Annotated in this window: 12 protein-coding genes; 5 read left to right on the top strand and 7 right to left on the bottom strand. The window is 58.3% G+C overall.

Annotated features, from left to right (window positions below; all coding sequences use genetic code 11):
* Positions 1-10: 10 nt before the first annotated feature.
* From prpF to JQR87_RS08485, 5 genes are all read right to left on the bottom strand, one after another.
* The gene (gene prpF, locus JQR87_RS08505) at positions 11-1,222 is read right to left on the bottom strand and encodes a 2-methylaconitate cis-trans isomerase PrpF (RefSeq protein ID WP_407290942.1); all 1,212 of its coding nucleotides are present in this window, start codon (positions 1,220-1,222) and stop codon (positions 11-13) included.
* Between the two features lie 101 nt (positions 1,223-1,323).
* Positions 1,324-3,924, bottom strand: coding sequence for a Fe/S-dependent 2-methylisocitrate dehydratase AcnD (gene acnD / locus JQR87_RS08500; RefSeq protein WP_407290944.1), 2,601 nt, complete (start codon positions 3,922-3,924; stop codon positions 1,324-1,326).
* Positions 3,925-3,993: 69 nt separating this feature from the next.
* Positions 3,994-5,121 (bottom strand): bifunctional 2-methylcitrate synthase/citrate synthase, encoded by a 1,128-nt coding sequence (gene prpC, locus JQR87_RS08495; RefSeq protein WP_407290946.1) that lies wholly within the window; start codon positions 5,119-5,121, stop codon positions 3,994-3,996.
* 84 nt (positions 5,122-5,205) lie between these two features.
* Positions 5,206-6,093 carry a methylisocitrate lyase gene (gene prpB, locus JQR87_RS08490; protein WP_407290948.1) on the bottom strand — a complete coding sequence of 296 codons (888 nt, stop codon included), beginning with the start codon at positions 6,091-6,093 and terminating at the stop codon, positions 5,206-5,208.
* On the bottom strand, positions 6,090-6,812 hold the full coding sequence (locus JQR87_RS08485) for a GntR family transcriptional regulator (RefSeq protein ID WP_407290950.1): 723 nt from the start codon (positions 6,810-6,812) through the stop codon (positions 6,090-6,092). Before JQR87_RS08485 ends, prpB begins: the two co-directional genes overlap by 4 nt.
* A gap of 279 nt (positions 6,813-7,091) precedes the next feature.
* Between JQR87_RS08485 and JQR87_RS08480 the strand changes: the two genes are divergently transcribed.
* From JQR87_RS08480 to pabB, 4 genes are read left to right on the top strand one after another with little or no spacing between them, the layout of a single operon-like run.
* Positions 7,092-7,625 (top strand): ATP-dependent zinc protease family protein, encoded by a 534-nt coding sequence (locus tag JQR87_RS08480; protein WP_407290952.1) that lies wholly within the window; start codon positions 7,092-7,094, stop codon positions 7,623-7,625.
* A gap of 4 nt (positions 7,626-7,629) precedes the next feature.
* Positions 7,630-9,156: an inactive transglutaminase family protein gene (locus JQR87_RS08475; RefSeq protein ID WP_407290954.1), complete on the top strand. Its 1,527-nt coding sequence runs from the start codon at positions 7,630-7,632 to the stop codon at positions 9,154-9,156.
* Positions 9,157-9,159: 3 nt separating this feature from the next.
* Positions 9,160-10,143 carry an alpha-L-glutamate ligase-like protein gene (locus JQR87_RS08470; protein ID WP_407290956.1) on the top strand — a complete coding sequence of 328 codons (984 nt, stop codon included), beginning with the start codon at positions 9,160-9,162 and terminating at the stop codon, positions 10,141-10,143.
* A 46-nt stretch (positions 10,144-10,189) separates the two neighbouring features.
* Complete coding sequence (gene pabB, locus JQR87_RS08465; RefSeq protein WP_407290957.1) at positions 10,190-11,539, top strand: aminodeoxychorismate synthase component I; 1,350 nt, start codon at positions 10,190-10,192, stop codon at positions 11,537-11,539.
* Between the two features lie 40 nt (positions 11,540-11,579).
* Here the strand turns inward: pabB and thrH are convergent, their stop codons facing one another.
* Positions 11,580-12,197: a bifunctional phosphoserine phosphatase/homoserine phosphotransferase ThrH gene (gene thrH / locus JQR87_RS08460; RefSeq protein WP_407290959.1), complete on the bottom strand. Its 618-nt coding sequence runs from the start codon at positions 12,195-12,197 to the stop codon at positions 11,580-11,582.
* Positions 12,198-12,384: 187 nt separating this feature from the next.
* Here thrH and JQR87_RS08455 point away from each other — a divergent pair, with 187 nt between their 5' ends.
* Positions 12,385-13,119 carry a phosphoadenylyl-sulfate reductase gene (locus JQR87_RS08455; protein WP_407290961.1) on the top strand — a complete coding sequence of 245 codons (735 nt, stop codon included), beginning with the start codon at positions 12,385-12,387 and terminating at the stop codon, positions 13,117-13,119.
* A gap of 75 nt (positions 13,120-13,194) precedes the next feature.
* Here the strand turns inward: JQR87_RS08455 and cysB are convergent, their stop codons facing one another.
* Complete coding sequence (cysB, locus tag JQR87_RS08450; RefSeq protein ID WP_407290963.1) at positions 13,195-14,169, bottom strand: HTH-type transcriptional regulator CysB; 975 nt, start codon at positions 14,167-14,169, stop codon at positions 13,195-13,197.
* Positions 14,170-14,310 lie beyond the last annotated feature (141 nt).

The following is a 14,310-nucleotide window of genomic DNA, read 5'->3' as shown; positions in this document are numbered from 1 at the left end:
ATGAACCTGCTCAGACACCCTCGCTAGGTATGCGTACCCAACCTTCCATCAGGATGCGCGCGCTCCGGCTCATGCTTGCTTTCAACACCGTCCATTCGCCGTCTACTTTGCGCGCTTCGGCACCTACGCGCAGGGTGCCGGAGGGATGTCCAAACACGACTTCAGAACGATCTCCACCTCCTGCTGCGAGGTTAACCAAAGTGCCTGGAATGGATGCCGCCGTTCCGATGGCGACAGCAGCGGTGCCCATCATCGCGTGGTGTAACTTGCCCATCGAGAGCGCACGCACCAACAGGTCGACATCCTGAGCTCGAACAACCTTGCCGCTCGAAGAGGTGTAATCGGCAGGTTTGGCTACAAACGCGACCTTAGGGGTGTGTTGCCGCTTGGCAGCCTCGCCGATTTCCTTGATAAGGCCCATATGCAGCGCGCCGTGGGCCCGGATAAGCTCGAACATCGCCAGCGTTTTTAGATCGCCATTAATAGCATCCTGCAATTCCGTTCCGGTAAAGCCAATGTCTTGTGCATTGATGAAAACCGTCGGGATACCTGCGTTGATCATTGTGGCCCTCAATGTGCCGACGCCCGGCACCTCGAGCTCGTCCACCAGATTTCCGGTGGGGAACATCGCCCCCCCACCCTCACCCTCACCCTCACCCTCACCCTCACCTTCATCTGCGGGTTCCAGAAAATCCAGCACGATCTCGGCTGAAGGAAAGGTCACTCCATCGAGCTCGAAGTCACCCGTTTCCTGTACTTCGCCATTGCTGACGGGGACGTGCGCAATGATCGTTTTGCCGATATTGGCCTGCCAGATCCGCACGCTGCATATCCCGTCGCGCGGAACACGTGCCGGATCGACCAGCCCCGCATGCAAGGCAAAAGCCCCAGCGGCGGTGGACAGGTTTCCACAGTTGCCGCTCCAATCGACAAATGCGTTGTCGATCGAAACCTGTCCGTACAGGTACTCAACGTCGTGCTCGGGCCGATCACTCTTGGACAGGATCACGCACTTGCTTGTGCTGGAGGTCGCGCCACCCATCCCGTCTGTATGCTTACCGTAAGGGTCCGGACTGCCGATAACGCGCATGAACAGCTTGTCGCGCGCCTCGCCCGGGGTCTGCGCCGCTGGCGGCAAATCCTGGAGTCGAAAGAAAACGCCTTTACTCGTACCCCCGCGCATATACGTAGCCGGAATCTTGATTTGCGGTGCATGTGCCATAGGAACGGTCGCTCTTTTCGAATGCCCGGCGGTTGGCCGCAGCAGGTATTTTGTCTGAAGGCGAGCGAGGACCGCGAACGCAGCCCCGCCCGCCAGCAGCCTTAGGCCGACTGGTTGAGAAAGTCTTTTGCGAAACGCTGCAAGACGCCGCCAGCGTCATAGATCGACACTTCCTCAGCGGTATCGAGGCGGCAGATGACGGGCACTTCAAGCCGCTCGCCGTTCTTCCGAGTCACCACCAGCGTCAGCGTAGCGCGAGGCCTTCTTTCACCGACCACGTCGTAGGTTTCGCTACCATCGATGGCCAGTGACAAGCGTGTCGTGCCCGGCTCGAACTCCAAAGGCAGCACACCCATACCCACCAGATTTGTGCGATGGATGCGCTCGAAGCCCTCTGCCACAATCACCTCCACGCCGGCCAGGCGAACGCCCTTGGCCGCCCAGTCACGGGACGAGCCCTGACCGTAGTCGGCACCCGCGATGATGATCAGCGGCTGCTTGCGCTGCATGTAGGTTTCGATTGCCTCCCACATGCGCATGACCTTGCCGTCCGGCTCGACTCGGGTCAGCGAGCCCTTCTTCACTTCGCCGTCCACAACCGCCATCTCGTTGACCAACTGCGGGTTGGCGAAGGTGGCACGCTGCGCGGTCAGGTGGTCACCCCGGTGCGTTGCGTAGGAATTGAAGTCCTCTTCCGGCAATCCCATCTTGGCCAGGTACTCACCGGCGGCGCTGTCCGGCAGGATGGCATTGGAAGGCGACAGATGATCCGTTGTGATGTTGTCGGGCAACACCGCCAACGGACGCATCCCCTTCAACGAGCGCTCGCCTGCCAGCGCACCTTCCCAGTACGGTGGCCGACGGATATAGGTGGATGTAGGCCGCCAGTCATACAGCGGGCTCTCCGCTTCCTCTACTGCGCCCAGGTCGAACATCGGAATATAGATCTGCTTGAACTGCTCGGGCTTTACCGAGGCGGCAACGATGGCGTCGATTTCTTCGTCGCTCGGCCAGAGGTCTTTCAGGGTTACCGGATTGCCAGCCGAGTCATGACCCAGGATGTCTTGTTCGATATCAAACCGTACGGTTCCGGCGATGGCATAGGCGACCACCAACGGTGGCGACGCGAGGAACGCTTGCTTGGCGTACGGATGAATACGGCCGTCGAAGTTACGGTTGCCCGAGAGCACTGCGGTCGCATACAGGTCCCTTTCGATGATTTCCTGCTGGATCGCAGGATCCAAGGCTCCGGACATCCCGTTACAGGTCGTGCAGGCATAGGCGACGATGCCGAAACCAAGTTTTTCCAGCTCCGTCAGCAGGCCGGCGTCTTCAAGGTAGAGTTTGGCAACCTTGGAGCCTGGCGCAAAGGATGTCTTGACCCATGGCTTGCGAACCAGCCCAAGTTGGTTAGCCTTCTTGGCCAACAAACCGGCTGCAACCACATTGCGAGGATTTGACGTATTGGTACAGCTGGTAATCGCAGCGATGATGACGGCCCCGTCCGGCATAAGCCCCTGCGCTTCCTCAGCCAATGCCTTGTCCAGATCAGCTGCGATACCCCGCTCATGCAGGGCCGAGGTCGGCAACCGGCGGTGCGGGTTGGACGGACCGGCCATGGTCCGCACGACGGCGGAAAGATCAAACTCGAGCACACGTTCGTACTCGGCGTTGACTAGCGCGTCGGCCCAGAGCCCGGTCGTTTTGGCGTAGTGCTCGACCAGCTGCACCTGCTCTGGTTCGCGGCCGGTCAACTTGAGGTAATCGATGGTTTGCTGGTCGATGTAAAACATCGAGGCGGTTGCGCCGTACTCGGGGCACATGTTGGAAATCGTGGCGCGGTCACCAATGGTCAGACTCGCAGCGCCCTCGCCAAAGAACTCTACATAGGCACCAACGACGCGCTCCTTGCGCAGAAACTCAGTCAATGCCAGGACGATATCGGTTGCGGTAATGCCTGGCTGACGCTTGCCCGTCAGCTTGACGCCGACGATGTCCGGGAGTCGCATCATCGAAGCCCGGCCCAGCATCACCGTTTCGGCTTCAAGACCGCCGACACCAATAGCAATGACGCCAAGGGCATCGACATGCGGCGTGTGGCTGTCGGTACCAACGCAGGTATCCGGGAACGCAATGCCGTCACGAGCCTGAATGACCGGCGACATCTTCTCCAGATTGATCTGGTGCATGATCCCGTTACCGGCCGGGATGACATCCACGTTCTTGAACGCCGTCTTGGTCCACTCGATGAAATGGAAGCGGTCCTCATTGCGGCGCTCTTCAATGGCGCGGTTTTTCTCGAACGCGTCCGGGTCGAACCCGGCGAATTCGACCGCCAGCGAGTGGTCGACGATCAGCTGCGTTGGCACAACGGGGTTTACCTTCGAGGGGTCACCGCCCTGCTCGGCGATGGCGTCGCGCAAACCGGCGAGGTCCACCAGGGCCGTCTGGCCAAGGATGTCATGACAGACCACACGTGCGGGATACCAAGGAAAATCGAGGTGACGCTTGCGCTCGATGATCTGCTTTAACGAGTCGATCAGCATTGCTGGGTCGCAGCGACGTACAAGCTGCTCAGCCAGCACGCGAGAGGTGTAGGGCAGCGTGTCGTAAGCGCCCGGCTGGATTGCCTCGACCGCTTCTCGAGTGTCGAAGTAGTCCAGCTGGGTGCCAGGCAAGGGTTTGCGGTGTTCAGTATTCATGCCGGAAGGACTCAACCAGTGGATATGTAAATGCGAGAGCAGGAGGCCGCACGGCCTCCCCTTTGTCGATCAGCGTTCGGCGATTGGGATGACCTTGCGCTGCTCCGGCCCGACGTAGTCGGCACTCGGACGAATGATGCGATTGTTGGCGCGCTGCTCGATTACGTGAGACGACCAGCCGGTCACACGCGAACATACAAAGATCGGCGTGAACAGTTTGGTTGGGATGCCCATGAAGTGATACGCGGATGCATGGTAGAAATCAGCGTTGGGAAACAGCTTCTTTTGTTCCCACATGGTTTCGTCGACCGCGACCGAGACAGGATAGAGAACGGTATCACCGACCTCGTCGGCGAGCTTTTTCGCCCATACCTTGATGACTTCGTTACGCGGGTCGGACTCTTTGTAGATCGCATGGCCAAAGCCCATGATCTTGTCCTTACGCTCCAGCATGCCGAGGATGCCCTGCACCGCTGACTCGGGCGAATCCCATTGCTGGATCATGTCCATCGCGGCTTCGTTGGCCCCGCCATGCAGCGGCCCGCGTAGCGAACCGATCGCTCCGGTCACACAGGAATACATGTCCGATAGCGTCGAGGCGCATACGCGCGCGGTGAACGTCGAAGCGTTGAACTCGTGTTCCGCATAGAGAATAAACGAAACGTTCATGACTTTGACATGCAGCTCGCTCGGCTTCTTACCATGCAGCAAGGCAAGGAAATGGCCGCCTAGCGTGTCCTCGTCGCTGCTGCACTCGATCCGCTTCTGCTCGTGCGTGAAGCGGTACCAGTAGCACATGATTGCAGGGAACGCTGCCATCAGACGCTCGGCGACATCGCGCTGCTGGTCGAACGAATGCTCAGGCTCCAATGTGCCAAGCATCGACGCCCCGGTACGCATCACATCCATGGGATGGGCATCGGCCGGGATGCGCTCCAGCACTTCTTTCAGCGCAGGAGGCAGATCACGCATCGTTTTCAGGCGCGCCTTGTACTGGGCCAGCTGTTGTGCGGTTGGAAGCTCACCATAAAACAGCAGATAAGCAACCTCTTCGAATTCGGCGTGCTCGGCCAGTTCGCGGACGTCATAGCCCCGGTAGGTCAGTCCAGCTCCGGTCTTGCCGACGGTGCACAGCGCTGTCTGCCCAGCCACTTGGCCGCGCAGGCCTGCGCCACTCAATACTTTCGCTTCAGCCATTTGCTTTCTCCTTATTGGATTTATTCTGGATACTGCAAAGTTGCTCATCAGGTCGGGCGGCCCAGCGAGGGCACCCTGTTCATCTCAGCCTTTTTTCTGTGCAAACAACGCGTCAAGACTTTGCTCGAACGCGTGGTAGTTGATGCGCTCGTACAGCTCCATTCGCGTCTGCATGGTGTCGACCACATTCTTCTGGGTGCCGTCGCGGCGAATGGCGGTGTAAACGTTCTCCGCGGCCTTGTTCATCGCTCGGAACGCCGACAGTGGATACAGCACCAGCGAAACGTCGACGCTGGCCAGTTCTTCGGTGGTGTAAAGCGGCGTGGCACCGAACTCCGTGATGTTGGCAAGGATCGGCGCACCGACCTTGTCGGCGAACTGCTTGTACATCGCAAGCTCAGTGATCGCCTCGGGGAATACCATGTCCGCGCCCGCTTCGATGCACGCTTGGGCGCGCTCAAGAGCAGCCTCCAACCCTTCCACTGCGAGGGCGTCGGTGCGGGCCATGATCACGAAGCTGTCATCGGTACGGGCATCGACCGCAGCCTTGATCCGGTCAACCATTTCCTGCTGGGATACGATTTCCTTGTTCGGGCGATGACCGCAACGTTTGGCGCCTACCTGATCCTCGATATGAATGGCCGCGGCGCCAAACTTGATCATCGACTTGACCGTCCGCGCCACGTTGAATGCAGAGGAGCCAAAGCCAGTGTCGACATCCACCAGCAATGGCAGATCGCAGACGTCGGTGATACGACGCACATCCGTCAGCACATCATCCAGACCACTGATGCCAAGATCAGGCAGACCGAGCGAACCGGCCGCCACACCGCCGCCGGACAGATAGATGGCTTTGAAGCCGGCGCGCTTGGCTAGCAGTGCATGATTGGCATTGATCGCGCCAACCACCTGCAACGGGTGTTCGTTGGCAACCGCGTCACGGAAACGCTGACCAGGGGTAGAAAGTGTCATGCCTCACCTCGTGTTTGTGGTGTCTGTTCCTGAGCGGCCAGGTAGTGACGCTCGATGTTGCGCTTGGAGGCGCATATATGCCGACGCATCAGTAGCTCGGCGAGTTCGCCGTCACGGTCAGCGATTGCGTCGAGAATGCGATGGTGTTCGGCAAAGGCCTGGCGCGGTCGGTTGGGTGTCGCCGAAAACTGGATGCGGTACATGCGCACAAGCTGATACAGCTCGCCGCACAACATCTGACTCAGGGTGCGATTGCCGCTGCCCTGAATGATCCGATAGTGGAAGTCGAAGTCGCCCTCCTGCTGGTAATAACCGACACCGGCCTGGAAGGCCTCGTCGCGCTCGTGGGTATCCAGCACTCGCCGCAATTCACCGATCTCGGTCTCGCTCATGCGTTCGGCGGCCAGGCGGCAAGCCATTCCCTCGAGCGACTCGCGAATCTCGTACAGCTCGATGAGCTCGGCATGACTAAGGGAAACCACCCTGGCCCCGACATGCGGGACGCGGACCAATAATTTCTGGCCCTCGAGCCGATGAATCGCTTCACGTAGCGGACCGCGGCTGATGCCATAAGTCCGCGCCAGCTCGGGCTCAGAGATTTTGCTGCCCGGCGCAATATCGCCCCTGATGATGGCAGCCTGAATCAACCGAAATACATGCTCAGAAAGCGTGCCGGTGTCCGTTGGGGCCGATGGCGAAGAGAGCAAAGCATCGAGCATGATTGTTGACAATCCAAAGGCAATTTCGCGAACCCTACGCCCTGATGCACTGAAAGGTCAACTTGTACGAAAGTAGATTGTCGACAGTCAGTGAGCCGCTGGCACCCTCGGTTCGTTAGCAGGCCTGGCAAGCGCTTATGTAGTAAGCGTAGTCGCGCGAATCGGGGCCCGTGTTAGAATGCCGCGCTATATTTCACGGCTGAAGCTCGCTTCGCCGATCATTCAGCCCATGGGTCGCCGTTCGCCCATGCTCCCTCCGACTCGAATTCGCATGGATCTATGAGCTTCAAACCCTATCTGCTTCTTATGTGGTTGCTTCCAGCAGCACTTGCCCACGCCGGAGACAAAACGATCTACGGCCTCAATGAGCATATAGCACTGCCTGAATTCGAATTGGAGGTTCCAGCCAAGCTGGACACTGGCGCGCAGACCGCATCGCTCAGTGCCAGGGATATCGAGCGGTTCAAGCGAAACGGCAAGAGCTGGGTGCGCTTCTACCTCGCCATTGACGAAGCGCACAGTAAACCGATAGAACTGCCGCTCAAGCGCATCAGCAAGATCAAACGCCGCTCCGGCGACTTCGATCCGGAAGAAGAGAAAACCTATACGCCGCGGCCCGTCGTTGTAATGGAACTTTGCATGGGCAAGGCCAAACGTAGCATCGAAGTGAACCTCACAGACCGAAGCGCATTCCAATACCCACTTCTGATTGGTTCCGATGCGCTTACTCGCTTCGGCGCCCTGGTCGATCCAAGCCAAACTTACGCTGCTGGCAAGCCCGGCTGCCTCACCGAATCCGACGCTGACGAGTGACCCTATGCGCGCGCTTACCCTTCATTTGAAAGTTCTGATTTTTGTGCTCGTCTCGCTGGGCATCGCAATTACCGCCTACCAGATCTTTATCCTCGGCATCCCGGTTACGGAAGATGAAACAGACGACCTGTGGAACATCGACGCCAAGGTCGAATTCCAGGCCAACGCACGTGAGCCGGTCAAATTGCAGATGTACGTGCCGCCGCTGAATCAGGAATTTGTCAGTCTCAATGAGAGCTTCATTTCAAATAACTATGGCGTAAGCATCAACCGCACCGACGGTAACCGTCGCGTCACGTGGTCGGCTCGCCGGGTAAACGGCAACCAGACGCTCTACTATCGACTGGTGCTGACACGCCGTTACAGCGGCGAACAGACCAAAGCGACCGGACCGATCTTCCGCGACAGCATCCCGGTAGAAGGGGCTGAGAAAATCGCCGCCGAAGCGCTGCTGTCTCCAATTCGGCAGCACTCGGCGGACGTCGAAACCTTTATCAGCGAAGCGATCAAGCGCGTTAACAACGCCAATGACGACAACGTCAAACTGCTGCTTGGCGGCGATCCATCGACAGCCAACAAGGCGCGCGTCATAGAGCTACTGCTGTCAATTGCTCACGTACCGATGGAGCGCGTTCATACCGTCCGCCTCGCAGCGGACGTCGCGCAGTCCCCCGAACTGTGGCTACGCAGCTTCAACGGGGACAAATGGCTGTACTTCAACCCCGAGACAGGGGAGCAAGGCCTGCCCGCAGATCGCCTGGTCTGGTGGACTGGCAACGAGCCGTTGATCAGCCTGGAAGGCGGCCGTAACCCTCAAGTGACGTTCACGCTGAACAGCAGCGAGATGAACGCTATCCGCCTAGCGAAACTTACAGACGAAACCACCGACGCCGATTTTCTTGAATATTCCCTGTACGGCTTGCCGCTGCAGACCCAGCAGACTTACCAGATCATGATCATGATCCCGATCGGCGTACTGGTAATCCTGATCCTGCGTAACCTGGGCGGCCTGCAGACCCTCGGTACTTTTACCCCGGTTCTGATTGCTCTGGCGTTCCGTGAAACCCAGCTCGGCTTTGGGATCATCCTGTTCACAGTGATCACTGCGCTAGGCCTCTCGCTGCGCTCCTATCTCGAACACCTGAAACTGCAGATGCTGCCGCGCCTGTCGGTGGTGCTGACCTTCGTGGTGGTACTGATCGCGGTGATTAGCCTGTTTAGCCATAAGCTCGGCCTTGAGCGAGGCCTGTCAGTCGCACTGTTCCCAATGGTGATCCTGACCATGACCATCGAACGCCTCTCCATCACTTGGGAAGAGCGCGGAGCCGGTCATGCCTTCAAGGTTGCTGTCGGAACATTGATCGCAGCAACATTGGCGCATATGTTGATGAGCATTCCGGAGCTGGTGTACTTCATGTTCACCTTCCCGGCAGTATTGCTGATCATGGTTGGCTTCATGCTCGCGATGGGTCGCTACCGCGGCTACCGCTTGACCGAGCTGTTCCGATTCAAAGCCTTTCTGAAGGATTGAGCCATGTTCGGTCTGATCAAGACGTGGAAGGCCCTTGAAGCCAAGGGCATCATGGGTATCAACCGCCGCAACGCGGACTATGTGCTCAAGTACAACAAGCGGCACCTCTACCCCATCGTGGATGACAAGATCATCACCAAGGAGCGAGCGATCGAGGCAGGGATTCACGTACCGGAAATGTACGGGATCATCGAAACCGAGAAAGACATCGACAAGCTGAAGGATATCGTCAAGGACCACCCGGACTTCGTGGTCAAGCCGGCTCAGGGCGCGGGCGGTGACGGTATCCTGGTCATTGCCGATCGCTTCGAAGGCCGCTATCGCACGGTGTCAGGCAAGATCATGGCGCACGAAGAGATCGAACATCAGATCTCGAACATTCTTACGGGCCTTTATTCGCTCGGTGGCCACCGCGACCGGGCTTTGATCGAGTACCGGGTTACGCCCGACCCCATCTTCAAAAGCATCAGCTACGAAGGCGTACCGGACATCCGCATCATCGTGCTGATGGGTTACCCCGTCATGGCCATGCTGCGACTGCCAACCCGTCAGTCCGGGGGCAAGGCGAACCTGCACCAGGGCGCCATCGGCGTTGGTGTCGATCTCGCGACCGGCATCACGCTGCGCGGCACCTGGCTGAACAACAAGATTACCAAACACCCCGACACCACTAATGCGGTGGATGGCGTGCAGCTGCCAAACTGGGACGGCTTCATGAAGCTGGCAGCCGGTTGCTATGAGCTGTGCGGCTTGGGTTACATCGGCGTCGACATGGTACTCGACCAGGACAAGGGGCCGCTGATTCTCGAGCTGAACGCTCGTCCCGGCCTGAACATCCAGATCGCCAACGATTGCGGACTGACCCATCGCGCCCATGCAGTGGAGAACCGCATCGCCGAGCTGAAGGAAAAGGACATTCAGGAAACACCCGAAGAACGCGTTCGGTTTGCACAAGAGCTGTTTGGCCACATTCCGGCTCGCAACTGAGCCTCAGCCCGGCCAATAGCCGGGCGCTCTCCATACCGAAGCACTCATGCCGTTTTGCACCCTTCACGCCCTACCTTATCGACCCGACCCTGCCGCGTGGTTTGAACGCATTCGACACGCGCCCGGCGCGATTCTGCTCGACTCAGGGCGCCCCATAGCCGAGCGTGGACGCTACGATCTGCTCAGCGCTTGGCCGACGCAAATGCTTGAACCTGCTGCATCGGAGACAGGCACAGGTTTCTTCACAAGACTTCGAGCGGCACTCCGTTCACTGGGGCACGCCGAAGCACCAGACAGCGTCGAACTTCCTTTCGTAGGCGGTCTACTGGGTTATCTGAGCTATGACTTCGGCTCGCGCCTGGAACGTTTACCAGACGCTGCTGCTGATGATCTGGGGCTCCCCCTAGCTCGACTCGGTCTCTACAACTGGGCGCTGATAAATGATCATGAGCGCCAAACTGCACACCTTGTTTTCCACCCAACACTAGGCGAGAACGAGCGCGACCGCCTAACCACCCTGTTCGAAACGGATCCGGGACATGAGCAATCAGCTTTCAGCCTGTCTTCAGCATTCAAGGCCGACCTCAGAGCCAGCGACTACCGGAGCGCAATTGAGCGTATCCAGCGCTACATCCAGGCGGGTGACTGCTATCAGGTGAACTTCGCCCAGCGTTTCCGGGCAACGTACGATGGCGACCCGTGGCAGGCGTTCCGCCTCCTGCGCAGTGCATGCTCCACACCCTTCTCCGGCTTCATGGCAGTAGACGACGGCGCCATCGTCAGCCTCTCCCCCGAGCGCTTCCTGAGGGTGGTCGACAGAACGGTCGAGACCCGCCCCATAAAGGGAACCCGCCCCCGAAAGCTTGATCCTCAGGCCGACCAGGCACAAGCCGAGGCGCTACTGGTCAGCACGAAGGATCGCGCAGAGAACCTGATGATCGTTGACCTGCTGCGGAACGATCTTGGTCGCAGCTGCGAAATCGGCAGTGTCCGGGTGCCAGAGTTGTTCTCGCTGGAAACCTACCCCAATGTCCATCATCTGGTCAGCAGCGTCTCTGGGCGGCTTGCAGCAGATAAGGATGCGCTTGACCTGATAGCGGGCGGTTTCCCAGGCGGCTCGATCACCGGCGCACCCAAGATCCGCTCGATGCAGATCATCGATGAATTGGAACCTACCCGGCGCTCCATCTACTGTGGCTCGCTGCTCTATCTCGATGTGCGCGGCGAAATGGACAGTTCGATTGCGATCCGCACCTTGTTGTTCACAAAGGAAGAGGTGTACTGCTGGGGTGGCGGCGGTATCGTCGCCGACTCCGCGTGGGAGGCCGAGTATCAGGAGACGCTGGACAAGGTGAGCCTATTGCTGACAACGCTGGAGGCGACTCTCCAGCGTTGAGGCTCCACGGCCAGAAGCGCAAACCGTGAAGCCACGTTTTTTACAGAGACAGCTTACGGTTGGATGCTTTGATAAATTCTTGCTTGAGCGCTTCGAAGGTATGCACCGCGGGAAACTGCGGGAATTCGCGTATCACGTTGTCAGGCGCGTGGAACAGAATCCCGGCATGCGCTTCGGCGAGCATCGTGGTGTCATTATAGGAGTCGCCCGCCGCGATGATGCGGTAATAGAGGCTCTTGAGTGCGATAACAGACTGGCGCTTGGGATCTTTCTGGCGCAGCTGGTAATCCACAACCCGGTCCGAATCGTCAGTGATCAGACGGTGGCACAGCAGCGTCGGGAATCCCAGCTGACGCATCAGCGGCTGGGAGAATTCATAGAATGTGTCGGACAGAATGACCACCTGAAAACGCTCACGCAGCCAGTCGACGAATTCAGTGGCGCCATCGAGCGGCTTCAGCGTGGCGATAACGTTCTGAATGTCAGAAAGCTTCAGCTTGTGCTCATCAAGAATACGCAGCCGCTGCTTCATCAGAACGTCGTAGTCAGGAATGTCGCGCGTGGTCGCCCGGAGCGATTCGATTCCGGTGGCCTCGGCGAAGGCGATCCAGATTTCCGGAACCAATACACCCTCCAGGTCGAGACAGGCTATTTCCACGGGCCACTCCTCAAAGCAGTAAAATTCGAAAGCGGCACTCTAACGGCAAGGGCCCAGTGAAGCAACGCGACGCTTATTCCGGAAAGCATGGGCCTCTCACCCGAAACGTTATTTAGCGTAATAAAGAGTGTTTGATAACATCCGCGGCCAGCAGAGCGCGCCAAGCGCCAACCAAGGAAGCCGCCTGATGAGCCAAACTATCGATGTAGCCGAACTGGCTGCCGCTTACGCCAGCAAATCTCCGCAAGACATCCTCAAGCTCGCATTTGACCTATTTGGTGACGACCTGTGGGTATCTTTCAGTGGTGCAGAAGACGTTGTCCTCGTCGACATGGCCTGGAAGCTGAACAAGAACGTCAAGGTGTTCAGCCTGGATACTGGACGCCTGCATAGCGAAACCTATCGCTTCATTGAGCAGGTCCGTGAGCACTATGGCATTCCAATCGAGATCATGACGCCGGATCCTGCGTTGCTGCAGCCGATGGTCAACGAAAAGGGACTGTTCAGCTTCTACCGCGACGGTCATGGCGAATGCTGCGGCATCCGCAAAATCGAGCCACTGCGACGAAAGTTGTCGAACGTCCGGGCATGGGCGACAGGCCAGCGACGTGATCAAAGCCCAGGCACCCGTGGACAGGTTTCGGTATTGGAACTCGACGGCGCGTTCTCGACGCCTGATCACACGCTGTACAAGTTTAACCCATTAGCGCAAATGACCAGCGAAGAGGTCTGGGCCTACATCCGCATGCTCGAAGTGCCCTACAACAGCCTGCACGAGCGCGGCTTTATCAGCATCGGCTGCGAACCCTGCACCCGCCCCGTGCTGCCTAACCAACACGAACGTGAAGGTCGCTGGTGGTGGGAAGAGGCAACGCAGAAAGAGTGTGGCTTACACGCTGGCAATCTGATTGCAAAAGCCTGACCAAGCGCAGCATGCGAAAGGCTACGAGCGAATCTGATCATGCTCGTAGCCGAAGTTTCGATCGAAACTGCTGACCTAGAATGTCGGCAGATCTACATCTGCAAAGAGATCATCCAGCTCAACCTTGTTGCGGCAATGAACGGCCTTTTCGATCATCTCCCGATCAAGGTGGGGTGCGAAGGTCTCGATGAAGTCGCACATGAAACCACGCAGGAAGGTGCCGCGCCGGAAGCCGATCTTGGTAACGCTGGACTCGAATAGCTCGCTAGCATCGAGTACCACGAGATCAGGGTCGAGCTTGGCATCCACCGCCATCCGCGCAACGATCCCAACCCCCAGCCCCAACCTCACGTAAGTCTTGATGACGTCGGCGTCCGCCGCGGTGAAGACGACCTTCGGCGAGAGTCCGCGATGGCTGAACGCTTCATCAAGCTTGGAACGCCCCGTAAAGCCGAAAACGTAAGTAACGATCGGGTATTCTGCCAGGGCATCCAGGGTCAGTTTGTCGAGCTTCGCCAAGGGATGCCCCTGCGGGACGACAACGCAGCGATTCCACCGGTAGCACGGCATCATCACAAGGTCGCCGAACAGTTCCAGCCCCTCTGTTGCAATGGCGAAATCCACGGTTCCGTCAGCCGCCATTTCCGCGATCTGCATCGGTGTGCCCTGATGCATATGCAGCGAGACGTCGGGGTACTGCTTGATGAAAGCACTGATGACGGGCGGCAACGCGTAGCGTGCCTGGGTATGGGTGGTCGCGATACTCAAGGTGCCGCGCTTTTCGTTGGAGAACTCCTGGGCAATCTGTTTGATGCTTTCACATTTGCGCAGAATTTCTCCGGCGGTGACGATGATGCGTTCACCAGCGGGGGTGACCCTGGTCAGATGCTTACCGCTTCGCGCGAAGACCTCTACGCCCAACTCGTCTTCCAACAACCGAATCTGCTTGCTGATACCGGGCTGCGAGGTGAACAGGCTTTGCGCTGTTGCCGAGACATTGAGGTCGTGGTGCGCTACTTCCCAGATGTAACGCAGTTGCTGAAGCTTCATAGAGATCCCTCAAAGGCCAATGGCGCCCGTACGCCACCATTGTTTATAACTTTGTGCACCACAGCGATGGAAGTCTAGGTCATTTCCGTATGGTCTGCCCGGACCCCGGACACACCCGCCGCCTCGCTTATCTCCGCACAG

Source organism: Stutzerimonas stutzeri (assembly GCF_051028275.1).
Taxonomy (GTDB): Bacteria; Pseudomonadota; Gammaproteobacteria; order Pseudomonadales; family Pseudomonadaceae; genus Stutzerimonas; species Stutzerimonas stutzeri_AS.
The sequence above is the reverse complement of the archived record's forward strand: the minus strand, read 5'-3'. Positions and strand labels throughout refer to the sequence as shown.